We start from the raw sequence: 23,731 nt of genomic DNA on the forward strand, positions 1-23,731 counted from the left end.
AGTCTTTGCCTGCTCAGGGGATAGGGGACCGCCGAGCCGGGGGCGGCCTCCCGGACGCGCCGGAGGCCGCCCCCGGCGGTTCAGGCGGGTGAGGCGATCGCGATGTGCGGGCGTCCGGTCAGCGGATGCGGGCCGACGTGGGCCCGCACGCCGAACGTCTCGGCGATGAACTCGGGCGTGAGCACCTCCAGGGGCGGCCCGGCCGCCCGGACGCGTCCGTCGCGCAGCACGACGACATGATCGCAGTAGGCGGCGGCGTGGTCGAGGTCGTGCAGCGCGGCCAGGACGGTCAACCCCAGCGACCGCACCAGATCGAGCAGGCCGAGCTGCGCCCCGACGTCCAGGTGGTTGGTCGGCTCGTCCAGGACGAGCAGCGGGGCCCGCTGGGCGAGCGCGCGCGCCAGCAGGACCCGCTGTCGTTCCCCGCCGGACAGGGTGCTGAACAGCCGGTCGCCCCGTCCGCCCATGCCGACGCGCTCCAGCGACTCGGCGACGACCTCGCGGTCGGCCCGGGTCTCCCGGTCGAGCAGCCCCTGGTGCGCGGCGCGTCCCATCGCGACGATCTCGGCGACGGTGAACTCCCCGCCGGGATCGCCGTGCTGGGTGACGGCCGCCCGGCGGAGGGCGGCGGCGCGCGGGCGCATCCGCCACAGGTCGTCGCCGTCCAGCGAGACGACGCCCTCGGCCGGACGCAGCGTCCGGTAGACCGTGCGGAGAAGCGTGGACTTGCCGCTGCCGTTCGGCCCGACGAGCCCGACGAACTGCCCAGGCCCGGCGGTCAGCCCGACGCCGGAGACGATGTCCGTGCCGTCGATCGCGGCGGTGACGCCGTTGAGGTCGAGGCGCATCAGTCCGTCCCTCCCGTCCGGCGGCGCAGCAGCCACAGGAAGAACGGCACGCCGATCGCCGTGGTGAACACCCCGACCGGCAGCTCGTTCGGCCGGTCCACGGTCCGGGTCGCCAGATCGACCACCACCAGGAACACCGCGCCGAGGAGCGTCGCGACCGGCAGCACGCGGCGGTGGTCGGCGCCGACCGCGAACCGGGCCGCGTGCGGCACCATCAGCCCCACGAAACCGATGCCGCCGACGACGCTGACGGCGGTCGCGGTGAGCAGCGACGCGACGGCCAGCAGCGCCAGCCGCAGCGTCCGGACCGGCGTGCCGAGCGCGGTCGCGGCGTCGTCCCCGGCCAGCAGCGCGTTCAGCCGCCGCGCCTGGAGCAGCAGGTAGGCGGTGCAGGCGGCGATCACCGCGGCGGGCAGCCGCAGGTCGTTCCAGGTCGCGCCCGCGATGCTGCCCATCAGCCAGAACATCAGCTTCTGGAGTTCGGACGGCGCGAGCTGGAGCTGGACGTAACTGGTCGCCGCCTGGCACAGGTACCCGACGGCCACGCCGGCGAGGACGAGCCGCGAGTCCAGCAGCCGCCCGCCGCGCTGCGCCAGCGCGTACACCGCGAGGACGCTCAGCAGCGCGGCGACGAACGCGGCGCCGGTCACGCCCAGCCCGCCCAGCGCGGGCGCGCCGAGCGCGGCGACCAGCACCGCGCCGAGCGACGCCCCCGACGACACGCCCAGCACGTAGGGGTCGGCGAGCGGGTTGCGGACCAGCGCCTGGAGGGCGACGCCCGCCGCGCTGAGCCCGGCCCCGACGAGCGCGGCGACCAGCACGCGCGGCACGCGGATGTCCCAGACGACCTGGTCGTGCAGCGGGTCGGTGCCGGACGAGCCGGTGACGTGCGCGGCGATCACCCGCCAGACCGCGCCGAGCGGCAGCGTCACCGAACCGACCGAGACCGCCACGACGCACACGGCGACGAGCGCCACCGCGAGCCCCGCGACCAGCGCGCCGGTGAGCCGCGCCGACACCAGATGCGGCCGCCGGACGGGACGCGCCCGGAGCGTGGACTGCGCGCTAGCCAACGCCGTGCACCGCCTTCGCGATCTTCTCGACGGCCCAGGCGTTGAGCGGCCCGAGGAACGCCCCGTCCGAGACGGTGGTGGAGGTCCGGGTCTGCGAGGCGCGCCACTGCGGGTAGGCGGCGAACAGCGCGCGGGCCTCGGCGGCGGGATCCTCCTTGGGCGTGAACACGCCGACGACCAGGACGTCCACCTGCGCCGAGGCGAGCTGCTCCTTGTTGAGCGTCCTGGTCGTGTCGCGGTCGCGTCCGGCGAACGCGTTGACGCCGCCCGCCGCGCGGATGACGTCGTCGGTGATGCGTCCGGTCATGACGGCGGGCAGCCCGTTGGCGTTCATCATCGCCATGCCCGGATAGGCGAGCAGCACCTTCTTCACCGGCCGGCCCGCGACCGCGCGGCGCACGTCGTCCACGCGCTTCCGCAAATCGCCGGCGACCTGCGCGGCCTTGTACTGGACGTCGAAGATCCGTCCGAGCAGCATCAGGAACTCGCGCGACGACTCGATGGACACGCCCGCGTACGCCTTCTTCTCGGCGGGCGTGGCGTCCGGCTTGCCGAGCGCGCAGTTCACCGGGTTGACCAGCGTGTTCGCCCCGGCGGCGGCGAACTGCGCGCGGGTGGCCAGGCCGCGCTTGGCGTCGAAGCCGCCCGTCCAGGTCGAAATCACCAGGTCCGGCTTGGTGGCCAGGGACTGCTCGGCGGGCACCTCGAAGTTGCGGTTCATGGTGAGGCCGCGCTTCGGCAGCGCCGCGACGCGGGCGGTCATGGACGGGTCGTCCGAGACGCCGTAGGACTGGGCGTTGGCGAGGACGCGGCCCTGCAGCCCGAGCAGCACGAAGCTCTCGGACTCGGCGACCGACGTGCCGTTGAGGATCAGCACCCGCTGCGGCGGACGCTTGAACGTCACCTTCTGCCCGCAGTTGTCGAGGGTGAACGGGTAGGCCGTCCGGCCGGGCGTGGACGGCACGCCGCCGTCCGGGGCGGCCGAGGTCGTCCCGGCGCATCCGGCGGCGCCGAGCACGGCGGCCGTGACGGCCGCGAGGGTCCTGCGATCGAACATGGGGGTCATTCCCTGTGATCCGGTGGTCTTCGGGCATGCGACGGCACGCCTGACGGACCCACCGGCATCCGGCGGACGCTCCGGCGGGTTCAGACGGCGTGCGAGACCACCGGAGGCGGACCCCGCCGCCGTACCGCCCGCGCCAGCAGGACGCCGAGCCGGGGCGCGGGGGAGTCCGCGATGACGATCCAGGGCGCGCGTTCCGGCGCGACGGGCCGTCCGAGCAGCAGGAACACCGCCGCGGCGACGGCGAACACCGCGCCGCCGAGCCACCATGCCACCCGCTCGGCCCCGGCCAGCAGCACCGACGCGGCCACCGCAGCGAGCGCGTGCCCGCCCAGCATCGACCAGCTCGTCCCGCCGGCCGCGGCCGGGGGCGGAGCGCCCATGTCGTGCTGCATGCCGGGCCCGCTGAACACCGTGAACGCCACGTGGAACGCGACCTGCGCCCACCCGACCACGACGAGGATCTTCCAGAACGTCATCATCCGGCCCGCGACCGCGACGCACAGCACGCCGACCACGCCGCCGGTCCCGATGACGGCGGGCCACGGCGGCACGCAGCACGCCCCGCGCCCGCCGAGCGCGTGCCCCGCGAGCGCCAGCGCCGTGCACACGGCCGCGAGGAACGTCCCCCGCATCCCGCGCGACACCGCCGCCCCCGCAATGATCACCCGCCCAGCGTAAGTACCCCCGCCGCCGTCCCCGCACCGCCCCCACCCCACGGACGTCCTCACCCCCGCGCACCCGCGAGGCCGAACCCGTCCCAGACCCGGACCACACCATCGCCCCCCGACGTGACGAGCACCGGCCGCCCGCCGACGATCGCCGTCCGCACCGTGGCCACCTCCTGCCCGTGCGCGCCGAGGCTCCCGGCCGCGCTGCCGTCGGACGGATCCCAGAGGCGCACCGTGTCGTCGGCCGGGGTCACCAGCAGCGAGCGCCCGCCGACCGACATCACGGCGATCGAACGCACCGCGCCGCCGGCGACGCCGACCGGTCCGTAGACCGGCTCGTCCGGATCACCGTCGCCATCGAGGGGCCAGGCGTACAGCTCACCCGTCTCGGTCACCCCGAGCAACGCCGCGCCCTGGGCCAGGTCGCACGCCGTGACGGCCACCAGGTGGTCGCCGTCCGGAAAGAAGGACCCGAGCTCTTCCCACGTCGCCGCGTCCCACGCGGTGGCGCCTTCGCCACCTGCGAGGACGAGGAGCCGATCGGCGGCCCGCGCGGTGGCCAGGCAGCTCACCGGCCCCGCCTCGGCCAGGACGGTCGCGGTGCCGTCCGGCGACCACAGCCGCAACTCCTCCGAGTACTGCTCCGCGGTGACGAACCCGCCGGGGACGGCGACGACGCCCGCGAGGTAGGCGCCGTTGAGCGGGGTCCGCCCCACCACGTCGCCGCTGCCGAGGTCCCAGAGCGCCGGCTCCTGCTCGTCCCCGCCCGCCGCCATCAGCAGCCTTCCGCCGACCGACGCCGCCGCGAGCGCGCCGAGCTCGTTGCCGGCGTCCGGGAACGCCGCCACCGCCGGGTCGCCGGCGTGCGCGTACCGCAGGGGCCGCCCGGTCCACGTCAGGGACTCGGGCGACCACGTGAACACCTCGCCGCCGTCCTCCACGCAGACGACGAGCGTCTCGCCCTCGTGCCGGACGACGTCGTGGTCGACGATCGCCGCGCCGGTCGGAATCCTCGCACTGGTGATCATCCGGCGGAGTGTAGTGACGGGGGCCGACGGGCGCGCCGTCCTGCGCGGAAGCCGCGCCGGGGCCGGGCGAGGGCGCCGGGGCGGGAGGGGAGGGCGGGGCGTTGGTTATGCTCACGTGACATCGGGCTGGCGAGCATGAGCGCCATGACTCGATCACGAGCATTCGCCGGGGCGGCGGCCTGCCTGGTCGCCGCCGGCACCACCACGCTGATGCCTCTGGCGGCCGTCGCCGCCGCGGGGCCGGACCGGGCGTCCGCGATCTCCTGGCACGCCTGCCCGCAGTACTCCGACGCGGCGCTGAAGGCCATGATGCCGCCCGCGCAGATCCCCGAGTTCAAGCAGCTGTGGGCGCGGACCGAGTGCGGGACGCTGGACGTCCCGCTCGACTACCGCCACCCGTCCGGACGGCACATCGGCATCGCCGTGACCAGGCTGAAGGCCGTCGACCAGGCGCACCGGCTCGGCAGCCTCGCGCTCAACCCGGGCGGTCCGGGCGGCAGCGGCTACCTGATGCCCGTCCAGTACGTCATGCGCCACGACAACGGCAACGGCGCCAAGCTCAACCAGCGCTACGACCTGATCGGCTTCGACCCGCGCGGCGTCGGCTACAGCACCAAGCTCGACTGTGCCCAGCCGCCGAACCCGCCGCAGCCGGGCTCGCCGGCGACCGAGGCGGACGCGCGCGAGCTCTACGACTGGACGGTCCGCAACAACCAGGCGTGCGGCAAGCGGGATCCGGCCTTCCTCGGCCAGCTCACCACCGCGAACGTCGCCCGCGACTTGGACCGTGTCCGGCGCGGCCTCGGCGCGAGGAAGCTCAGCTACCTCGGCATCTCGTGGGGCACCTGGCTCGGCGTGCTCTACCGCGAGCTGTATCCGGGCAAGGTGGGGCTGATGTGGCTCGACAGCACGGCCCCGCCCGACTTCCGGCTCGACACCTTCTCGGCCGGACGCGCCAGGGCCACCGCCCTGGACTTCGGACGGGACGCCGTTTGGATCGCCACGCGCAACTCCACCTACGGCTTCGGCACGACCGCGCGCCGGGTCCAGGACGCGATCGCCCGCATGGAGAAGGAGCTCAACGCCCGTCCCAAGACCTTCACCGACCTGCCGGACCTGCGGTTCGACGGCTTCATGGTCGCCCAGATGGCGGGCCAGCCGAGCCCGAACTGGCCCACCGCCGCCGCGCTCATGAAGGAGCTGCGCGACGCCACGAGCGGCGGTCCGGCCCCCGCCCTGCTCAAGCAGTTCTTCTCCCGGCAGGGCGGCGGAGGACCGCTGCCCCCGGACGTGCCCGAGCAGTTCAACCGGACGATGAACCAGGCGGTGTTCTGCAACGAGGACACCGGCCCACGCGACTTCGGCACCTTCTGGGCCGCCTACCGGAAGGACCTGAAGCGCTATCCGGTCACCGGCGCGCTGACCCCGCCGATCAACTCGTGCGCGGGCTGGCAGTTGCCGGCCCAAGCCGTCCGGCTCCACCACAGTGACGCGCCGCTGATGATGTCGGCGCACCGGTACGAGGTGCCGTCGCCCTATCCCTGGTCGCTGCTCATGCGCGCCGCCGTGGGCGGGTCGGTGCTGACCGTGGACGACGACGTCCACGGCTCGACCGCCGGGATGGCGTCCGACTGCGCGCCGCGCATCGCCGCCTACTTCTCCTCCGGACGCCCCGACCACGGCGAATGCCAGGGCGTTCCCGAGCCGACGTCCACACAGCCGTTGAAGAACGACACGCCCTTCGCGTTCGCCAAGTCCCCGCTGACGCGGGTTCCGTTCGGAATCTGAATTCATGGCTCCTGCCCGTTCTGCGAGGATGCTCCGATGAGCGAACAGGCAGGGTGGCGGATCGTCCCGTTCAAGGGGCTGGACGGGATGGTGCCGGGCGACGTGCGGCTCGGCGAGGAGCGGGCGGTGCTGACCGCCCGCTTTTCCGCCGCGTTCGGCGAGCGCCTGGGCGAGGTGCGCGCCTTCCGCAAGGCGGCCTGGCAGCTCGGCCTGAGCGACCAGTACGTCGACGGCGGCCTCATCCTGCACTACGACGACCGGGACCGCCTGATCTACATCGAGCTGTTCGAACCCGCCCCCGTCGTCCACAACGATGTTCCCCTTCTAGGACGCCCCTACGGCGACGTCCTGCACGACCTGCGCCGAGCGGGCGAGCACGTCGTCGAGGACACCGACGGCTGCGACCTGCCGGACGCCGGATTCAACCTCTCCGCCTCAGACGCAGACGAACCCGTCACCTGCGTCGGCGTCTACGTGCGCAGCCCCGCGAACAGCGTCCTCGGCATGTCCGACGAGGACGAGGTGGAACCCATCACCGATCACCACCTCGTCTCGAACGAGGGCACCGAACTCGTCCGGCTCGGCCAGACGAAACAGGAGCTGCGCCGCCTCCTCGGACCAGCGATGCAGAGCCGCCCGGAATACGGCGGCGAGACCCAGGACTGGCACTTCGACCACGGCCTCATCCTGGGCTACGACGCGTCCGACCGCCTGGTCTCCCTGGCGATCGGCTTCGTCGGCGTCACCGGGACGGCCCGCTTCCGCGGCGTCCGGCTCCTCGACCGCCCCTACGCCGAAGTCGTCGCCGACCTGGCCTCGCAGAACGTCCGCGTCGAACCCGGCGAGCTGATCGGCCGCGTCCCCGACCACGGCTTCTCCCTGCTCCTCCACGGCGACCAGAACCCCGCCATGCCGGTCGCCGCCGTCATCTTCACCTGACTCGTCCGAGCAGGTTCTCGATGAGGGGATCCAGAAAGTCTTCGGGGACGACCGGCACGGCGCGCTCGTCCCCTGGTAGCAGCGCTCAGCCCTCGGCGAGGGCCGCGGCCCACACCGGGCTCTCGAAGTAGTGGTTGTCGTACTGCTGCGAGCTGTCGCGGATGTCCTGCACGGTCGCCTCACCTCGGAAGACCCGCTCGAGCAGCCGGTAGTAGCCGAAGCGCTGAAGGCCGGGCGTGAAGACGACCAGCATCTCGGCCTCGCTGCCGGGCGCGGGCGCGAAGGCGTGCGGCACGGTCGGCGGGACGGTCAGGAAGTCGCCCTTCCCCAGCGTGAGGACCTCGTCGTCCAGCAGGATGCGCATCGTCCCGTCGAGGACGAGGAACATCTCCGTCGCCCTCGTGTGGAAGTGCGCGGGAGCGCCCGGCGATCCCTTCCGGAACGTCGCCTTGTTCGCGGTGAGCGCGCCGCCGGTCGCGTCCGCGTCGGCGAGCAGGGTGATCAGGCTGGTCGCGCCGTCCTGGAGCGTCTCGGCGCCCCCGGCGCGGACGAGGACGGGGGCGGTGGTCTCGCCGGTGACTGCGTTCATGGTTGTCTCTCCCGGATTGCTCGGCCTGCGCTCTGATCAGGCCTTTTGTGCTGATGTCCACGAATCTACGGCTCACAAAGACCCATGATCTGGTTCATTCACAGCCGAGAATCGTGGGTTAATCCGGGCCGAACGATCGTCACCGAGCGGGCGGGCCGTCCGCTGAGCGACGGCCGGGAGCGGGTTGTCAGCCGATGGTGCGAAGGCGGTGCGCGGACGCCGCGAAGGTTCCCTCATCGACGACGAATCACGAATCGGAGCCCGACGATGAAGAACCACATCAAGTTCGCGATCGCCCCCGCCGCCGCCCTCGGTGTCACCCTGGTGACCGGATGCGCCACCGCCACCGCCGCGCAGGCCATCGCCGCGCAGACCACCACCGCGCAGGGCACCGCCTCGCTCACTGTGCGGACTGACGCCGGGACGGTGCGCGGCGTCGCTCACGGGCAGGCGCACCAGTTCCTCGGCGTCCCCTACGCGGCTCCGCCGGTGGGCGCGCTTCGCTGGAAGTCGCCGCGTCCGGTGAAGCCGTGGACCGGGACTCGCGCCGCGACCGCGTCCGGCCCCGCGTGCGTCGGCCCCGCCTACAACCTGCCAGCCGGGACGACCGTCAGCGAGGACTGCCTGACCGTCAACGTCACGACCCCGGCGTCCGCGCCGGCGCGTCCGCGGCCGGTGATGGTCTTCGTGCACGGCGGCGACTTCGTCTCCGGCACGGGCGGAGCCTTCGACCCCGCCGAGATGGCGGCGCGCGGCGACGTCGTGGTCGTGACCGTCAACTACCGGCTCGGCGTGTTCGGCTTCTTCGGCTACCCCGGCCTGCCGGGCTCGGGCGACTTCGGCCTCCAGGACCAGCAGGCCGCCCTGCGCTGGGTGCACCGCAACGCGCGCGCCTTCGGCGGGGACGCGGCGAACGTGACGCTGTTCGGCCAGTCCGCCGGATCCGCCGCCGTCTGCGCCCAGCTCACCTCACCCGCGGCCCGCGGCATGTTCGCCAAGGCGATCCTGCAGAGCGCGAGCTGCGGCACCCTCGAACCGCGCCTCTTCCCGGGCGCGCCCGCTCCGGACGCCCACGACGTCTCGCCCTGGGCACCGCTGAAGACCGTGACCGCGCGCGGCACGACGCTGGCGTCCAAGCTGGGCTGCGCGTCCCACAAAGACCCGGTGTCCTGCCTTCGGAACGCCTCGGTGGACGCCCTCGCCGGACCGGCCACCGCGACCGACCCCACCTTCCCGGCGTTCAAGTCGCCCGCCTACGGGACGCCGACCCTGCCCGCCGACCCGCACCGGGCCATCGAGCAGGGCAGGTTCGCGCACGTCCCGGTGGTGCTCGGCTACACCCGCGACGAAGGACGGTTCGTCACGTCGTCCATCGTCAACCCGGCCATCGGAAAGGTCACCTTCACCCCGGACGTCTACGCCGAGCTCACCGACGCCGCCTACGGCCCCCGCGCCGCCGCGGTCCGCCGCGCCTACGACCCGTCCGCCTACGCGGGCGACCTGCTCCCCGGCACCCCGGAGTCCGACCGGACGGGCATCGAAGGCGCACTGGCCTGGGCCGCGATCGAGACCGACCGCGCGACGGCCTGCCCGATGCTCGCCGACGCCGCCGCCCTGTCCCGCCGGGTCCCGACCTACGTCTACGAGTTCGCCGACCGCACCGCCCCGACCTGGCTGCCGGTGCCCGCCCACTTCCCCGCCGGCGCCCCGCACCTGGCCGACCTGCCGTACCTGTTCGCCACCACCCGTCCCGCGCTGCCCGGCGCCGACAACGGCCCGGCCCGGCTCACCCCCACCCAGCAGCGCCTCTCCGCCCAGATGATCGGCTACTGGACGTCCTTCGCCCACGACGGCGCACCCCGCACCGCCCCCACCTGGCCCCGCTACCGCGCGACCGCTCCGAACGTCCAGCGCCTGACCCCCGGCGGCACCGCGACCGCGCCCACCACCGCCGAAGCCGCCACCCACAAATGCGCCACCTGGCCCACCCACTGACCTCACCAATGCCCCGCCTGCACAAGGCGGGGCTTTTCCGTCTCGCCCGGGAACTTGTCGGAAGCGGACGCAACTGTCACGCCCGACACCACAGGGCCGCCGCCCTGCACGAGGGCGAACTCGTGGCGCGGCGTGGTTGGCGCTCAGTGTGTGCTCCGTGATCGCGGCGGTCGTCGCCGCCGCGATCGTCCGCGCCTTCCGTCCCCTGCCCGCCCCGGGAAGTGATCGCATGAGCGGGTTCGAGCGGCGGGTCAGGTGACTTCGAGGTTGGCCATCATGCCCATGTCCTCGTGCTCGGCGTTGTGGCAGTGGAAGAGGAAGCGGCCCCGGTAGCCGTCGAAGCGGGTGATGATCTCGGCGGCCTCGCCCGGACGGAGGGAGATGGTGTCCTTCAGGCCCGCGTCGTGGGGAAGCGGGGGACGGCCGCCGCGCGACAGCACCCGGAAGCCGACCATGTGCAGGTGGACGGGGTGGTGGACGTCGGCGACGAGCCGCCACACCTCGGTGTCGCCGAGCCGGGTCGTGACGTCGGTGCGGGACGGGTCGAACGGGCGGCCGTCGATCAGCCAGCCGTGGCCGCCGTCCATGCGTCCGGCGCGGAAGGAGAACTCGCGTGTCCGGACGGCGTCGGACCGCCGCCAGGACGGCAGGTCCCGCGACAGGACGCGCGGCACGCGGCTGTCGTCGGCGGCCCTGCGCGCGACTCGGAAGGCCATCACGTCGCGGGTGCGTCCGGAGCCGAGCCGGTTGACGATCCGGACCCGTCCGCCCACCGGGACGCGCGCGAAGTCGAGGACGACGTCGTAGCGTTCGGCGGGCGCGATCGGCAGGTTCCGGTGGACGACCGGGCTCGCGAGCAGTCCCTGGTCGGCGCCGACCTGCACGAGGTCGAGCCGCCGCCCGTCGTCGAGGACGGCCTCCAGGTCGTAGTGCCGGGCGTTGGAGGCGTTCAGCACGCGCAGCCGGTACCTCGCGGCGTCGACCTCGTGCACCGGCCAGGGCGCGCCGTTGACGAGGATGACGTCCCCTAGGACGCCCGCCGCGTACGGCTCCTCGACGCCCGGTCTCGTCCGCAGGTCGCGGTCGAGCGCCGGATAGCGCAGCGAGCCGTCGGCGGTGAACGCGCGATCGGCGATCATCAGCGGCAGTTCGCGCCGTCCGGACGGGAGGCCGAGCGCCTCCTCGGCGGCGTCGCGGACCAGGTGCAGCCCGGCCAGGCCGCGCCAGATCGCGGGCGCGGTGAAGTCCATCCGGTGGTCGTGGTACCACAGCAGCGTCGGCCGCTGGTCGAGCGGGAAGGTGTAGTCGCGGATCCGCCTGGTGACCACCGCGCGCGGGTCGCGCATGTTCCCGCCCATCCCGTGCATGCCGTGCATGGAGACCGGCTCGTGCCACTTCTCGGGCAGGACGAGATCGGTGGGGTACCCGTCGGACGACGCCGGCGTCCGTCCGCCGTGCAGGTGGACGACGGTCGGCACCGGCAGCTCGTTGCGATGCGTCACGGTGACCGGACGGCCCCGCCGCGACTCGATCGTCGGCCCCGGGAAGGTGCCCTCGTACGTCCACAGCGGCGTCCGAACCCCGGGCAGGATCTCCGCCGACGTTTCGCGTTGGGTGATCTCGTACCGGTCCACGCCGCCCGCGGTACTGACCGGCTTCAGGACGGGCGGCAGCGGCAGCGGCACCTCGAACGGCGGCGGCAACGGCACCTCGCTGCGCAGCTCGTCGCCGGTGCGCGGCGGACGCCGTGCCAGCGCGCCCGCGGTCGTCAGCCCCGTGAACGCCACCAGCCCGAGCGCGCCGCCGACCCCCAGCAGCCGCCGCCGCCCGATTCCGCGACTCCCACCGCTCCGTCGCCCGTCGTCATCCTGGACGCGCTGTGCGTCGCGTTCCTCGCTCCGCGTGCGTTCGTTCCTGTGCTCACTCATCGTCGTCCTGCTCCCGTGCCGCGCCCGCGGTCGCCACGCGCTCGCGGACGGACGGTGCGCGCCGTCCCAGCGGGCGGAACCACACGGCGATGAACTGCACGACGAGCGCGACGATCGTCATCACGCCCAGCGGCAGGTGCAGCCACAGCGCGCCCGCCATCCCGGCGAAGTACTGGACCGTCTCGGCCGCGACCAGCGCCGCAGTCCCGGCGAACGGCCAGGCCAGCCGGAGCCGGGCCCACACCACGATCGCCACGGCGAACTGGACGTAGCCGACGGACGTGACGATGTTCGCGCCGAGCTCGTGCAGGCGCAGGCCCGCGTACGAACCGCTCAGGTACACGCCCGCGAACACCGGCTGGCCGGCGATCGCGACCACGTGCGCGCTGACGACGGCCCGCAGGGTCCACCCGGCGGCTCCGGTTCCGCGCCCGTCCCCGGCCCGGACCGCCGCGGCCCGGCGCGGTCGGTCGGCTGCGGTGACCCTGTCGCCCGCAGTGTCCCGGTCGCCCGCGGTGACCGCATCGGCTGCGGCGAACCTGTCGGCTGGGGTGACCATGAGGCGTCCTCCTCACTCGCTCTCGTTTCCGTGATCACCGAGACGTTATGACCCGAGCGTTATCCTGTCTAAGATGAATATCGCTATGTGGCTATCACAGCGGAGGCATGACCGGTGGAGCTGAACACCCTCGCGCAGTTCCTCGTGGTGGCCAGGCTGGAGCACCTCAGCCGCGCCGCCGAGGAGCTCCACGTCGCCCAGCCGTCGCTGAGCCGCAGCATCGCGCGGCTGGAGGGCGAGCTCGGCACGCCCCTGTTCGACCGGGCGGGACGGCTCCGGCTGAACGACGCCGGGAAGCTCTTCCGCGACCACGTCGAGCGCGCCCTCGGCGAGCTGGACGCCGGACGCCGCGCCGTGGCCGAGACCACCGGCGAGGGGTTCGGGACCGTCCGGCTGGCGTCGGAGACCTTCCTGACCTTCACCGCGCCGCTCGCCGCTTTCAGGCGCGCCCATCCCGAGATCGAGGTCGAGCTGCGCCAGCTTCCCGTCGAGGAGATGGGCCGCCGCCTGCGCGCGCAGGAGGTCGATCTGTGCGTCGCGTCCCAGCCGATTCCCGCCGAGGGCCTGGAGTCGGCGCGGCTGTTCGACGACCCGGTGGGTATCGGTGTGGCGTTCGACCATCCCCTGGCCGGACGCGCGTCGGTGCGCGTCGAGGACCTCGCCGACGAGCCGTTCGTCTCCACGAGTCCGGGCCACTGGCAGCGCCGCCTGCTCGACCGGCTGTTCGCCGCGCGCGACCTCACGCCGCGGATCGTCTGCGAGGTGGACGAGCTGAGCGCCATCGCCGAGCTGATCAGCGTCGGGCTCGGCATCGGCCTCGTCCCGGGCTACGCGCGCCGCGTGGCCAGCCGCCTCGCCGCCGCCTGGATCCCCGTCGACAGCCCCGACAGCCGCCGCACCGTCACGCTGTCCTGGTGGACGGGCGCCCACCTGCCGTCCGCCGCCCGCCTGATGCGCGCCGCGATCACCGACTGGGACTGGACGACCGGAACCCGCTGACCGTTCCCGCCGGGAGTTCGCCCAGCTCGGACGGTGGCGGTCGCGCACTGTCGGTGACGCCCCCTAGCATCGCCCGCCATGAAGATCACCGACATGACGGAGCGGGCCGTCCTCTCCGCCCTGGACGCGCAGGACTGGGCCGCGTTCGAGCCCGCCCGCGATCTGCCGCCCTTGCGCGCCGCGCTGGAAGAACTGGAACGCCGCGAAGGCGTCGGCGAGGCGCACCGGCGCGCGACCGAGCGGATCCGCGCGCGAGGGGTGCTGCTCCGCCATCCCGACGTGCACCGCGTCGAGCTGACCGCGCAGGCGCTCAGCCCGTCCGGCCGGTACCTCGCGGTGGGCGACTTCGGAGGCGACGACTACGAGGCCGGCGCCACCCTGCAGATCTGGGAGGTCGCCACCGGCCGCTGCGTCAACGTCATCGACGGGATCGAGGGCGGCATCGGCTGGCCCGGCTACGGCGGGACGCTCCAGTGGTCGGCCGACGAGACCCGGCTGGCCGTCATGTACCGGTCCAACAACATCGGCGTCTGGGATCCGTTCGGCGACGACGATGAGCCGGTCTCGACCGTCCGCCTGTCGTTCAACGGCCGTCCCGACCCGTTCGCGTTCGCGCCCGACGGGCGGCGCGCCTACGCCCTGGACGAGGACTCCGACACGTTCGCCTCCTTCGTCGAGTTCCCCGGCCTGGAGACGACGACGGTGCCAGTGCTGGAACTCGAAGAGGAGGACGAGAGCGAGGACGAGAGCGAGGACGACGGAGAGGACGACGGAGAGGACGACGGAGAGGACGACGGCGGGGACGAGCACGAGGGCTTCGTCCTCCAGTGGCCCGCCTGGTCGCGAGACGGCGAGCGGCTGTACGGGCCGGTGCGCGACGGGAAGATCTGCTCGATCGACGTCGCCTCCCGGGAGATCTCCTGGATCGTCCAGGGCGACGAGAGTCGTTCGTGGCCGTCCGCCGTGTGGAGCCCGGACGAGACGCTGCTGGCCTACCGCAGGAACGGCGTTCTCATGATCGCGGACGCGGCGACCGGCCACGACATCGCCGCCGGACCCGACCTCTCCGACGCCGAGACCGTTCGCCTGTCCTGGGGATCGCCGCACGGCGTGCTCGTCATCGCCCGGAACGACGAGGGCCGTCCGCGCGTGGTGATGGTGGACCGCTCCGGCCGAGCCTCTGCCGACCTCGATGTGGACGTCCGAAAGCCGGGTCACGACCTGGTGATCCCGACCTGGGCGTGGGCGCCCGACGGCGATCGCGTCGCGTTCCTCACCGCCGACGGACGGGTCGAGATCTGGTCGATCGACGACGAGCAGCCGAGGCGTCTGCGCGCGTTCGACACCCCCGTCAAGGCCACCGGGCTCCTCTGGGGCGCGGACGACGTGCTCGTGGCGGTCGGCCCGACCGTCCTGCGCTTCGTGCGGGCGGACACCGGCCGGGTCGTCGGCGACTTCCCGCTGCTGCGGCAGCCGCCCGTCCCGCGCCCGCTCCTCCTCGACGGCCAGGACATCGGCGACGACATGTGGCCCGACCCGAATCCCACGTTCGCGCTCGACGAGGACACCTGGGCGGTCGCCTTCCCCGAGGGCCTCGTCATCGCCCCTCCGGGACGCGAGGACGACCTGGACGCGTCGCTCGCCTGGGCCGTCGACCGCCGCTTCGCGTGGCCGCTCCGCTGGGGGACGCTGGACGTGTTCCCCGACGCGTCCTCCGCTGCGCGCCACGCCCCGGACGGCCTGAAGGCGCTCCTGGCGTCGTTCGCCGGCCAGGAAGCCCCGTCGCCGGAGCCGGGGGAGTGGCCGCCGCCCGGCGAGGTCACGCTGGACGACCTCTTCGACACCTTCCTCGAAACGGTCCTGGAGTACCGCGAGGACGCATCGCCCTGGTCGGGCGAGGCGCTGCGCGACGCCGCCCTCATCCGGGCCCGGCGGGGCGAGCCGGACGGCGTGCGGAAGCTGGTCGCGGCGTCCCCGGCGGACCGCCGCCCGTTCGTCGCGGCCGAGGCCGCGATGCTGCTCGCGTCCGCCGGACGGCCCGACGACGCGCGCTCGCTCCTCGCCGACCATGCGGCGACCTGCGAGAACCGGTGGGCCGAGCCGGTCTGGTACCCGATGCAGATGGGCAGCCAGGCCCGCGCCGGCGCCGCCGTGGGCGCGGCGTACGCGCTGCTGGGCGACGGAGACCGCGCGGACGGCTGGTTCCAGCGGGCGCGCGAGGCGCTGCGCGGGCCGTACGGCAACGGCGATCACCGCCTGCCGGTCGTCCGGGCGCTGCTGGAGTGCGGACGGGAGGACGAGGCGCTGGCCGTCCTGGACGAGGCCCCCGGCGATCCCGGCGACGCCGCGGGCGTGCCCTTCGTCGCCTACCTGCTGCGCAAGGACCGGATCGACCTCGCCGCACGCGTCCTGCGTTCCGCGGGGAGCTGGTTCCACGGCTGGACGGTCATGGATCTTCTCCGGCAGTACGGCCAGACCGGACTGCTCCACGAATGGGCCGAACGCAACAACTACGCGTTGGACGCCCCGAGCGACTCCTCCGACGAGGACCTGGCCCGCCGTTACGCCGAAATCGCCCGCATCCCTCCCGCCAAGCGGCAGGAACCGACCGCCGAGCTGCTCATCCAGGCGGCCGGGCAACGGCGTCTCGACGCGGTCCTGGCCCTGCTTCCCAGGCTGCCGATGCCGTCCTACGGCGGGATGAGCGGGCACGACCGTCCGTACGCGGCGTTCCGCGCCCTGCGCATCGTCACCACCGGCATCGACCACGAGACGTGGTGACGCCTCGCCGCCGGTCTCAGCCTCCCGCGCGGTAGGCGGCGGACGCGGACTCGACGAAGGACCGGACGAGCGGGTCGGTGTCGCCGTGCCTCCAGGCGACCACGACCCGGCTCGGTTCCATGTCGGTGAGCGGCACCAGCGCGAGGCCCTCGGGCGGCTCGTGGCCGAGCGGCGAGACGCCGACCGTTCCGTTCCACAGGACAGCTTGGCGGCATTCCTGGACGACCCGGACCACCGGCCCCTCGCGCGGCTCGCCGCCGTTCCAGTAGGACCGCCACGCCGGGTCGGTGCCCTCGGGGAACTGGAACCACCGGCGTCCGGCGAGATCGGCCAGTTCGAGGTGGTCGCGTCCGGCGAGCGGGTCGTCGTCGCGCAGCACCGCGCCGACCGGGTCGCTGCGCAGCTCGCGCACCGCGAGGCCCGTCTCGTCGAACGGCGCGCGGGTCAGCGCGACGTCCACCAGCCCGGCGCGCAGCCCGCAGGTCGGGTCGGCGAGGTCGGCGTCGCGCACGCGGACCGTGACGTCCGGATGCCGCGCGCGGTAGGCGGCGGCCAGGCGCAGCGGCCCCGCGTCGGTGGCGTCGCCGAGGATCCCGACCGTGATCGTCGCGGTTCCGGCCACCGCGGCGACCCGGACCCGCGCGCGGTCCGCCCGGTCGAGCAGGTCCCGGGCCTCGTCGAGCAGGATCGTCCCGGCCGGGGTCAGCGCCACCCCGGTGGGCGAGCGGACGAGCAGCGCCGCCCCGAGCTCGCGTTCCAGGTGCCGGATCGCCCTGCTCAGCGGCGGCTGGGTCATGGTCAGCCGCGCGGCGGCCCGGCCGAAGTGGCGTTCCTCGGCGACCGCGACGAAGTACCTCAGCGTGCGCAGCTCCATGAAAGGCCACGATACCGATCCGGTATCGGCCTCACCCGAACGGACTTGGACAGCGCCGTCCCGCGGGCGGTGGACTCGGAGCATGACACAGCAACCACCCGCGGTCTCCGTGGTCGGCCCGGACGACGGCGAGATCATCATGCTGGGCGGCACGCGCTTCCGCGTCCTGGAGGACGGCCGCACCACCGGGCACCGCCTCGGGCTCGCCGAGTCCGTCCTCCCTCCGCACACGCCCGGCCCGCCGCAGCACCGGCACGCCGAGCACGACGAGGGCTTCTACATCGTCTCGGGCACGGTGCGGTTCACCGTCGGAGAGGACACCTACGACGCGACCGCCGGGACGCTGGTGATGGTCCCGCCCGGCGCCCCGCACACGTTCGCCAACCCGGCGGACGAGCCGGCCGTCATGGTCAGCACCTTCACGCCCGACCTGTACGTCCAGTACTTCCGGGACCTGGCCGCCATGTTCGCCGACGGCGGGACACCGTCCAGGGAGGAGAACGTCGCGGTGATGGCCCGCTACGCGACCGAGCCCGCCTGACCTGCACCCGCCTGACCGGCCTCACCACTCGAAGAAGGATCTTGATGCACGTCGCTTACTGGATCGTCGCGGGACTGCTCGCGGCGTTCTACCTCTACTCGGGTGTCCTCAAGGCGTCCCGGAGCCGCGAGCGGCTGCGGCCGATGATGGCCTGGGTCGACACCATCCCGATGCCGGTGGTCAGGGCGATCGGGGCGGTGGAGATCATCGGCGCGCTGGGACTGGTCCTGCCGCCGTTGACCGGCGTCGCGTCGTGGCTCGCGCTCGCCGCCGCCGCGGGGTTCGTCCTGCTGCAACTCGGCGCGGTCCGCGTCCATCTGCGGCTGGGCGACCGCCAGGTCGCGCTCAACCTGGTGCTGCTCGTCGTCGCGGCCGTCACCGGCTGGCTCGCCACGATCTGGCTGTGAGCCCGGTCGCCGACCGGGGACAGGCCCCCGCGACCCTCGCGGGGGCCTGTCCGGATCAGCGGGCGAGGCTCGCCCAGGGCTTCCACGAACCGTTGGAGTTCAGCATGGAGAACGTGCCGTTGTCGGAGTACTCCCACCACGCGTAGCCGAGACCCTTGGACTTGTAGAGCGCGACCTTGTCCTTGATGAACTGGTCGTGTCCGGCGGCACGCGCGCCGATGCCGAACTCGCCGATCCACACCGGCAGCTTGACCTTCCTGGCCATGTCCAGGTGGACCTGGAGGTGCTTGGCGAGGTTCGCCTTGTCCGCGGGCTTGTACCCGGTCCTGCCGTCCGACGCGTTGGGGGACGTCCCGATGTCGTTGCGGTCGAAGCCCACCCCGGCGTTGCCGGTGTAGTAGTCGTGCACCGACCAGATCAGGTCGGCGCGCTTGGCGGGCTTGAAGGACGCGAACGCGCTGACGGGGACGCGCGCGTCGCCGTAGGTCGGCTCCAGCGCGATGCTCGTCTTCGCGTCCTTCGCGCGGATCGCGTTCACGATCTTGGTGTAGTCGGCGAGGACGCTCCTGTGGTTCACCGGCCACCGGTACGGCTCGTTCACCGGGTCGTAGGCCGCGAGGGCGGGGTTGGAGCCGTACCGGGCGGCGAGCTGCTGCAGGAAGCGCAGGCCGTTGGCGGCCACCGCGCCCATCCCGTCGGCCTTGCGGGCCCACGCGGGCACGCGGCCCTGGCCCTCCGGCTGCCCGTACAGGTGGACGCAGTCGAGCACGACGTACAGGCCGACGGACTTCGCGCGTCCGAGCGCGGTGGACAGGGTCGCGAAGGCGGTCTCGTTCCAGGCGCCCTTGCGCGGCTCGAAGTCATCCCAGAACAGGACGAAGCGCACGCTCGTGAAGCCCTTGGCCTTGATGGCGGTGTACGCCGACTGGGGCCAGGTGTCGCGGGACGAGGCGTCCCAGACGGGCTGCACGTTCGGCCCGTCGAGCCGCACCGCCTTGCCGTCGGCGCGCACGAACGCCTGCGTGCTCGTGGAGTGCAGCTTGCCGAGGCTCGCCGCCGCCGCGTCGGAGTTCGACCGGGAGTCGGCACCGGAGAGAGCGCCGCTGCGGCCGGGGGAGGAGCCGCAGCCCGCGGCGCCGAGGGCGAGCCCGGCGGTGAGCGCGGTGGTGAGCGCGGTGGTCAACGCCGGGGTCAACGCCGAGGGGAGTCGTCGCATGGATCCACGTCCGTTCAAGCGATCTCAGGGTTGGCGCAGAAGATCATCCGCGCCGCGCCGTCCGCTCGCGCGAACCCGCCCGCATCGTTACCCGACCGTTGCCGCCCGGGGAGCGCCGACGCCGGTCAGGAGGCGCCCTCCCGCGCGGGCCGGGCGCGGACGTGGGCGCGTTCGCCCTGCGGACCGAACAGGACGAGCGTCTCGACGGGGTGGCCGTCGGCCGACACGTCCCGGTCGCCGCCGGCACGTCGGCCAGGGTCAGCTCGCGCTGCCTGCGCAGGGCCCGCAGCCGGGGCCCGACCGTGTCCATGACCTGGTCCGTCTCGTCCGCCACACCGGCCACCTTGCCTCACCGGCAACTTCCGTGCCGTCCGGGACGAACGTCCACGGGCCGGCCGACGCGGCCCGCCTCAGACGGCCCCATGCACGAGGCCAGGCACTCGTCGACAACGAACAGGGCGCGCGATCAGCCTTCCGGCGCGGCGTCTCCCGGCTCGTCCGGTTCAGCGGTGGCCCGCTCCCAGGCCTCCCGGACGATCCGGTCCGCGTCGGTCTGGTCGCGTCCGGCGAAGATCAGCACATCGACGGCCGTGAGGCGCAGGGTCGCGCCGATCGCGTCCAGGGTCCGGGGTCGCCGGCGGGTGGCGACGGCCGTGGCCCGGACGAGGTCGAGCACCTGCTCGGCGGCGCGCCGCTCGGCCGTCCCGTCGAGCGCGGCGAGGGTGGTCAGGACCTCCTGGAGGCGGCGCGGCACCGCGTGCGCGACCGGCCGGTCCTCCGCCGGGGGGATCAGGACCGTCCGCACCAGCGAGAGGCAGCTCAGGCTGAGGAGCTGCAGGCGGTGCGCGTGCCGCACCTCCCGCCGGACGGCGGCGAGGCGCCTGCGGTGCTGGAGCGACCGCTTGGCCGCGCGCGTGCTCGACCCGCGGACGTCGGTGAGGTCGGCCAGCCGGGCGACCGCCTCCTCCATCTCCGCCAGCGCCCGCCTGGTGCGCGTCTCGTCGCTCCGGTCGATCGCGTCCGCGACCAGCCGGACGGTGTCCGCCAGGCGCCCGATCGCCTCCTGCTCGACCCGGCGCAGCGTGGAGAGCGGCTCGGCCGGCAGCAGCAACTGGCTGACCAGGAGCGCGACGGCCACTCCGATCGCCGCGTCGACCATCCGGTTCAGGCCCGCGTGCGGCGCCCCGGTCACGACGGCGATCACCGCGCTCGCCGCCGCCTGCGCCATCACGATCCGCTGGGACGTCAGCGCCCGCGCGACCATCAGGGACACGAACACCGCCGTGGCGAGGACGGCGAGCAGGTGCTTCGGCGCGCCCCAGGCCCACTGGCTCGCCTCCGCGGTGAGCAGGCCGACGGCGACGCCGACCAGCAGCCGGATCGCGTTGGTCCCCCGGTCCCCGCGCCGCGCGTTGAGCGCGACGGCGGTGGCGATCGGCGCGAACACCGGCTGCGGGTGCCCGGCCCAGCGCGCCGCGATCAGCCACGACGCCGAGACCGCCGCCGTCTGCTGGAGCACCGGCCACACGCCCTCGACCATCGCCGAGAACCGCAGCGTCCCGAGGTCGAACAGCCGCCGCCCCCAGACCTGCGGCGACCGCCCCATCAGCGGGCCCCCCGGAAAACCCCCTGGACCACCTCGAAATCCTTCCCCGCCCCGTTCGCCCGAGGCCATTGTCCGGCACGTTCGGTGGCCGCGCCGTCATCGAAGCGCCGACCTGCCCGGGCTTCGGGAGTCGCCCGTCCGGAACCTCGTCCGGAGCGCCGCATTTCCACTCGCCCGCTCCGCGTCACGGCAATGGGTTGATCACGTCGGGGCAAATTCGAAGCCCATGACGAGCGCCATGGGCTTCGAATTCGCCTTGCGCCGAGGGCTCGGCGAAGGGGCGGGCGGTCATCGCGCCGCGCGGGTCACCCGGTGGACGGAAGGTTGTGGTCCGGGTGGTGGCCGTCCGTCGGGTGCTCGTGCACGCTGGTGGAGCCGTTGACGCAGTCGCCGGACTCGTCGGTGATGCCGAGGATGTTGTGGATGGCGGCGCCGATGCCGGCGATGTCCAGACCGCGGCAGGTCTGGACGCCGACGATCTGGATGTTATGGGTGTTGTCGGTGTCGATGTCGGCCATCGCCGGGGCGGCGCTCATCGCCACGCCCGCGGCCGTGACGGACAGAAGGCCGGCGGCCGCAAATCGCTTGAGCATGTTCTTCCTCTCTGGAGTTCCACGGGCAGGTCCTTGGAACACAGATTCAGAAGATAGCGCACACAACAGTAATTATTTCGGGCCGGATCCCGGCGTCGAAAGGATTTTGGACGGCATTTTGCGAACGGCCTGAACGCCCTTGACCCGCCTCCGCGGCCGATGGCAAGATCATGTGCGGCAATTCGTTCGGCCTTGGCGGGGCGTGCGGGCATGTCTGGGTGTATCGCGGGTAGGACGGCATTCTCTGTTTCGGCGCCCTGTGTCACCCGGCGGTATTTCCGGATGTCGGGGAATTCGTCCTGGATTCCGGGCGGCCATGGCTCCGCGCGACGGCCAGCACCGCGTCGGTCAGCGTGGCGGCGTACTCGGCGGTGAGCTTTCCCGGATCCAGGAGCAGGGCGTACCACATCGGGCCGAAGACCAGGTCGATGAGGAGATCGTCGCTGGGGTGCGCCACCTCGCCGCGCTCGCGGGCCCGCGCGAGGATCAGCCGGACGGCGTCGCGCCGCTGCCGGATCAGCCGCTCGTTCAGCAGCTCGGAGAAGGCGTCGTCCTGGAGGGCCTCGGCGGCGAGGGCGCGGTTGAGCGCCCCGTTGACGCCGCGCTGGCCCGAGAAGGTCTCCTCCAGCAGGGCGAGCAGGTCCTCGCGCAGGTCGCCGGTGTCGGGGGTGGGCAGCCGCGTGCGGGCGAAGGCGGCCTGGGCGTCCAGCATGACCTCGCCCTTGCTCGCGTGGCGGCGGTAGATCGCCTGCTTGGACACGCCGCTGCGGGCGGCGATGGCCTCCATGCTCACGCCCCGGTAGCCGTGCTCGCCGACCAGTTCCAGGGCTGCGCGGCGGATCGCGTCGTCGACGGCGGGGTCGCGCGGTCGTCCCGTCATGGCCCCGACCCTAGTTGACATCCGAGACGGTGCGTAGTGTAATTCCAATACGCACCGCTCCGTATTTGAACTAGGAGGCGCGTCGTGCGGAACGTCCCGATCAGCCCCTCGTCCCACTCCTCGCCCGAACTCCCCTCCCGCTCCTCGACCGGCTCCCCGACTCCCGCGCTGCTGGCCTTGGCGCTCGGATACTTCAGCCTCGGCACCGCGTCGCTCGCCGTCATCGGCCTCAGCGCCCCGATCGGGGCCGACCTGCACGTCCGGGACGCGACGGTCGGCACGCTGGTCACCGTGTTCGCCCTGGTCTTCGCGATCGCCGCGCCGGTGGCCGCGGTCGCGCTCGGCCGCATGTGCCGCAAGCGGGTGCTGCTGCTCGGCCTCGCGCTGATGATCGCCGGCGGGATCGCCGGGGCGGTCGCGCCGAGCTTCGGCGTGCTGACCGGGGCCCGCGTGGTCGCCGGGCTCGGCGCCGCGATCTTCGGGCCCGCGGCGTCGGCCGCCGGATCGCTGATCGTCCCGCCCGAGCGGCGGCCGCGCGCGCTCGCCACGGTCTTCGCCGGGATGACCGCCGCGACCGTCCTCGGCGTCCCGGTCGCCGCGTCGGTCGGGGACGCGGTCGGCTGGCGCTGGGCGATGGCGGGCGTGGTCGCCCTGACCGCCGCCGCCACGGCGCTGCTGGCCTGGCTGCTCCCGCCGGTCGAGGCGGGGCCCGCGCCGTCCGCCCGCGTGTTCCGCGAGGTGCTGCGCGTCCCCGGCGCGCTGCCGATGGTGGCGACCACGCTGCTGGTGCTCGCCTCGCAGTTCACCGTGTACGGCGTCGCCGGGGCGTACCTGGCCGCGCGGTTCGGCGCGTCCCAGGGCATGGTCTCGGTCGTGCTGTTCGTGTTCGGCGCCGTCGGGATGGTCGGCAACAGCGCCGGGGCCCGGATGTTCGAGCGGCTCGGCGGTGCGCGGACCATCGCCGTCACGCTCGCCGGGCTCGCGGTCACGTTCGCCGCGCTGACCGCCGTCCCGGACGCGCCCGCCGCCGGGATCGCGCTGTTCGCCTTCTGGGCGTTCTTCAGCGCGTCGTTCGTGTCGCCGCAGCAGGCCCGGCTGGTCGAGCTGCTGCCCGCGCAGCGCGGCATCCTGCTCGCGCTCAACGCGTCCGCCCTCTACCTGGGCATGAGCCTCGGCAGCCTGCTCGGCAGCGCGCTGCTGCCCGACCTGGGCGCCTGCTGGCTGTCCGCGCTCGCGTTCGCCCCCCTCGCGCTCGCCGCCGCCGCGCACGCCGCGTCGGGCCGCCCGTCCGAACCCGCCGTCGATGCGCCGCTCGCACCGGCGGCCAAGTAACCGTCCTCCCGGCTCAAGGAG

21 protein-coding genes are annotated in these 23,731 nt (G+C 73.4%); 8 read left to right on the top strand and 13 right to left on the bottom strand.

What is annotated here, in order from left to right:
- Window positions 1-80 precede the first annotated feature (80 nt).
- The 5 genes from ACFPCY_RS20295 to ACFPCY_RS20315 all read right to left on the bottom strand — a co-directional run bounded on the left by ACFPCY_RS20295 (window position 81) and on the right by ACFPCY_RS20315 (window position 4,683).
- Complete coding sequence (locus ACFPCY_RS20295) at window positions 81-848, bottom strand: ABC transporter ATP-binding protein (protein WP_378257359.1); 768 nt, start codon at window positions 846-848, stop codon at window positions 81-83.
- Window positions 848-1,921, bottom strand: a complete 1,074-nt coding sequence (locus ACFPCY_RS20300; protein WP_378257361.1) for a FecCD family ABC transporter permease — start codon at window positions 1,919-1,921, stop codon at window positions 848-850. The genes ACFPCY_RS20295 and ACFPCY_RS20300 overlap by 1 nt, the downstream gene beginning before the upstream one ends.
- On the bottom strand, window positions 1,914-2,978 hold the full coding sequence (locus ACFPCY_RS20305) for an ABC transporter substrate-binding protein (RefSeq protein ID WP_378257363.1): 1,065 nt from the start codon (window positions 2,976-2,978) through the stop codon (window positions 1,914-1,916). The genes ACFPCY_RS20300 and ACFPCY_RS20305 overlap by 8 nt, the downstream gene beginning before the upstream one ends.
- A gap of 89 nt (window positions 2,979-3,067) precedes the next feature.
- Complete coding sequence (locus tag ACFPCY_RS20310) at window positions 3,068-3,652, bottom strand: hypothetical protein (protein WP_378257365.1); 585 nt, start codon at window positions 3,650-3,652, stop codon at window positions 3,068-3,070.
- 59 nt (window positions 3,653-3,711) lie between these two features.
- The gene (locus ACFPCY_RS20315) at window positions 3,712-4,683 is read right to left on the bottom strand and encodes a WD40 repeat domain-containing protein (RefSeq protein WP_378257367.1); all 972 of its coding nucleotides are present in this window, start codon (window positions 4,681-4,683) and stop codon (window positions 3,712-3,714) included.
- Between the two features lie 144 nt (window positions 4,684-4,827).
- Between ACFPCY_RS20315 and ACFPCY_RS20320 the strand changes: the two genes are divergently transcribed.
- Both ACFPCY_RS20320 and ACFPCY_RS20325 read left to right on the top strand, forming a co-directional pair.
- Window positions 4,828-6,471, top strand: coding sequence for an alpha/beta fold hydrolase (locus tag ACFPCY_RS20320; RefSeq protein WP_378257369.1), 1,644 nt, complete (start codon window positions 4,828-4,830; stop codon window positions 6,469-6,471).
- 36 nt (window positions 6,472-6,507) lie between these two features.
- Window positions 6,508-7,410: a hypothetical protein gene (locus ACFPCY_RS20325; RefSeq protein ID WP_378257371.1), complete on the top strand. Its 903-nt coding sequence runs from the start codon at window positions 6,508-6,510 to the stop codon at window positions 7,408-7,410.
- An 85-nt stretch (window positions 7,411-7,495) separates the two neighbouring features.
- Here the strand turns inward: ACFPCY_RS20325 and ACFPCY_RS20330 are convergent, their stop codons facing one another.
- Complete coding sequence (locus tag ACFPCY_RS20330; RefSeq protein WP_378257373.1) at window positions 7,496-7,999, bottom strand: cupin domain-containing protein; 504 nt, start codon at window positions 7,997-7,999, stop codon at window positions 7,496-7,498.
- A 267-nt stretch (window positions 8,000-8,266) separates the two neighbouring features.
- Here ACFPCY_RS20330 and ACFPCY_RS20335 point away from each other — a divergent pair, with 267 nt between their 5' ends.
- The gene (locus tag ACFPCY_RS20335; RefSeq protein ID WP_378257375.1) at window positions 8,267-9,994 is read left to right on the top strand and encodes a carboxylesterase/lipase family protein; all 1,728 of its coding nucleotides are present in this window, start codon (window positions 8,267-8,269) and stop codon (window positions 9,992-9,994) included.
- Between the two features lie 251 nt (window positions 9,995-10,245).
- Here the strand turns inward: ACFPCY_RS20335 and ACFPCY_RS20340 are convergent, their stop codons facing one another.
- Window positions 10,246-11,922, bottom strand: a complete 1,677-nt coding sequence (locus ACFPCY_RS20340) for a multicopper oxidase family protein (protein ID WP_378257377.1) — start codon at window positions 11,920-11,922, stop codon at window positions 10,246-10,248.
- On the bottom strand, window positions 11,915-12,481 hold the full coding sequence (locus ACFPCY_RS20345) for a hypothetical protein (RefSeq protein WP_378257378.1): 567 nt from the start codon (window positions 12,479-12,481) through the stop codon (window positions 11,915-11,917). Before ACFPCY_RS20345 ends, ACFPCY_RS20340 begins: the two co-directional genes overlap by 8 nt.
- A gap of 114 nt (window positions 12,482-12,595) precedes the next feature.
- On the opposite strand from ACFPCY_RS20345, the gene ACFPCY_RS20350 reads away from it, so the two are divergent.
- Window positions 12,596-13,480: a LysR substrate-binding domain-containing protein gene (locus ACFPCY_RS20350; RefSeq protein ID WP_378257379.1), complete on the top strand. Its 885-nt coding sequence runs from the start codon at window positions 12,596-12,598 to the stop codon at window positions 13,478-13,480.
- Between the two features lie 78 nt (window positions 13,481-13,558).
- Window positions 13,559-16,261 (top strand): hypothetical protein, encoded by a 2,703-nt coding sequence (locus tag ACFPCY_RS20355; protein ID WP_378257380.1) that lies wholly within the window; start codon window positions 13,559-13,561, stop codon window positions 16,259-16,261.
- Between the two features lie 16 nt (window positions 16,262-16,277).
- Here the strand turns inward: ACFPCY_RS20355 and ACFPCY_RS20360 are convergent, their stop codons facing one another.
- A complete protein-coding gene (locus tag ACFPCY_RS20360; RefSeq protein ID WP_378257381.1) occupies window positions 16,278-17,135 on the bottom strand; it encodes a LysR family transcriptional regulator in 858 nt (285 codons plus the stop codon).
- Between the two features lie 82 nt (window positions 17,136-17,217).
- Between ACFPCY_RS20360 and ACFPCY_RS20365 the strand changes: the two genes are divergently transcribed.
- Together ACFPCY_RS20365 and ACFPCY_RS20370 are read left to right on the top strand one after the other, a co-directional pair.
- Window positions 17,218-17,676 (top strand): cupin domain-containing protein, encoded by a 459-nt coding sequence (locus ACFPCY_RS20365; RefSeq protein ID WP_378257382.1) that lies wholly within the window; start codon window positions 17,218-17,220, stop codon window positions 17,674-17,676.
- Between the two features lie 44 nt (window positions 17,677-17,720).
- A complete protein-coding gene (locus ACFPCY_RS20370) occupies window positions 17,721-18,083 on the top strand; it encodes a DoxX family protein (protein WP_378257383.1) in 363 nt (120 codons plus the stop codon).
- 55 nt (window positions 18,084-18,138) lie between these two features.
- Here ACFPCY_RS20370 and ACFPCY_RS20375 read toward each other — a convergent pair whose 3' ends face one another.
- The 4 genes from ACFPCY_RS20375 to ACFPCY_RS20390 all read right to left on the bottom strand — a co-directional run bounded on the left by ACFPCY_RS20375 (window position 18,139) and on the right by ACFPCY_RS20390 (window position 22,378).
- The gene (locus ACFPCY_RS20375; protein ID WP_378257384.1) at window positions 18,139-19,299 is read right to left on the bottom strand and encodes a glycoside hydrolase family 5 protein; all 1,161 of its coding nucleotides are present in this window, start codon (window positions 19,297-19,299) and stop codon (window positions 18,139-18,141) included.
- A gap of 466 nt (window positions 19,300-19,765) precedes the next feature.
- Window positions 19,766-20,905 (bottom strand): FUSC family protein, encoded by a 1,140-nt coding sequence (locus ACFPCY_RS20380; RefSeq protein ID WP_378257385.1) that lies wholly within the window; start codon window positions 20,903-20,905, stop codon window positions 19,766-19,768.
- 305 nt (window positions 20,906-21,210) lie between these two features.
- The gene (locus ACFPCY_RS20385; protein WP_378257386.1) at window positions 21,211-21,498 is read right to left on the bottom strand and encodes a hypothetical protein; all 288 of its coding nucleotides are present in this window, start codon (window positions 21,496-21,498) and stop codon (window positions 21,211-21,213) included.
- 262 nt (window positions 21,499-21,760) lie between these two features.
- Entirely contained in the window at window positions 21,761-22,378 is a 618-nt protein-coding gene (locus tag ACFPCY_RS20390; RefSeq protein ID WP_378257387.1) for a TetR/AcrR family transcriptional regulator, read from the bottom strand.
- Window positions 22,379-22,462: 84 nt separating this feature from the next.
- Between ACFPCY_RS20390 and ACFPCY_RS20395 the strand changes: the two genes are divergently transcribed.
- Window positions 22,463-23,710: an MFS transporter gene (locus tag ACFPCY_RS20395; RefSeq protein WP_378257388.1), complete on the top strand. Its 1,248-nt coding sequence runs from the start codon at window positions 22,463-22,465 to the stop codon at window positions 23,708-23,710.
- Window positions 23,711-23,731: the final 21 nt, after the last annotated feature.

Origin of the sequence: Actinomadura gamaensis (assembly GCF_042652125.1) — a bacterium.
Lineage (GTDB): Bacteria > Actinomycetota > Actinomycetes > Streptosporangiales > Streptosporangiaceae > Spirillospora > Spirillospora gamaensis.

Bases quoted from the DNA above. Each gene is read 5' to 3' on its own strand.
- ACFPCY_RS20295 (WP_378257359.1), bottom strand. From the start codon at position 848: ATGCGCCTCGACCTCAACGGCGTCACCGCCGCGATCGACGGCACGGAC.
- ACFPCY_RS20305 (WP_378257363.1), bottom strand. From the start codon at position 2,978: ATGTTCGATCGCAGGACCCTCGCGGCCGTCACGGCCGCCGTGCTCGGC.
- ACFPCY_RS20315 (WP_378257367.1), bottom strand. From the start codon at position 4,683: ATGATCACCAGTGCGAGGATTCCGACCGGCGCGGCGATCGTCGACCAC.
- ACFPCY_RS20320 (WP_378257369.1), top strand. From the start codon at position 4,828: ATGACTCGATCACGAGCATTCGCCGGGGCGGCGGCCTGCCTGGTCGCC.
- ACFPCY_RS20325 (WP_378257371.1), top strand. From the start codon at position 6,508: ATGAGCGAACAGGCAGGGTGGCGGATCGTCCCGTTCAAGGGGCTGGAC.
- ACFPCY_RS20330 (WP_378257373.1), bottom strand. From the start codon at position 7,999: ATGAACGCAGTCACCGGCGAGACCACCGCCCCCGTCCTCGTCCGCGCC.
- ACFPCY_RS20335 (WP_378257375.1), top strand. From the start codon at position 8,267: ATGAAGAACCACATCAAGTTCGCGATCGCCCCCGCCGCCGCCCTCGGT.
- ACFPCY_RS20340 (WP_378257377.1), bottom strand. From the start codon at position 11,922: ATGAGTGAGCACAGGAACGAACGCACGCGGAGCGAGGAACGCGACGCA.
- ACFPCY_RS20345 (WP_378257378.1), bottom strand. From the start codon at position 12,481: ATGGTCACCCCAGCCGACAGGTTCGCCGCAGCCGATGCGGTCACCGCG.
- ACFPCY_RS20355 (WP_378257380.1), top strand. From the start codon at position 13,559: ATGAAGATCACCGACATGACGGAGCGGGCCGTCCTCTCCGCCCTGGAC.
- ACFPCY_RS20360 (WP_378257381.1), bottom strand. From the start codon at position 17,135: ATGGAGCTGCGCACGCTGAGGTACTTCGTCGCGGTCGCCGAGGAACGC.
- ACFPCY_RS20365 (WP_378257382.1), top strand. From the start codon at position 17,218: ATGACACAGCAACCACCCGCGGTCTCCGTGGTCGGCCCGGACGACGGC.
- ACFPCY_RS20370 (WP_378257383.1), top strand. From the start codon at position 17,721: ATGCACGTCGCTTACTGGATCGTCGCGGGACTGCTCGCGGCGTTCTAC.
- ACFPCY_RS20375 (WP_378257384.1), bottom strand. From the start codon at position 19,299: ATGCGACGACTCCCCTCGGCGTTGACCCCGGCGTTGACCACCGCGCTC.
- ACFPCY_RS20380 (WP_378257385.1), bottom strand. From the start codon at position 20,905: ATGGGGCGGTCGCCGCAGGTCTGGGGGCGGCGGCTGTTCGACCTCGGG.
- ACFPCY_RS20385 (WP_378257386.1), bottom strand. From the start codon at position 21,498: ATGCTCAAGCGATTTGCGGCCGCCGGCCTTCTGTCCGTCACGGCCGCG.
- ACFPCY_RS20390 (WP_378257387.1), bottom strand. From the start codon at position 22,378: ATGACGGGACGACCGCGCGACCCCGCCGTCGACGACGCGATCCGCCGC.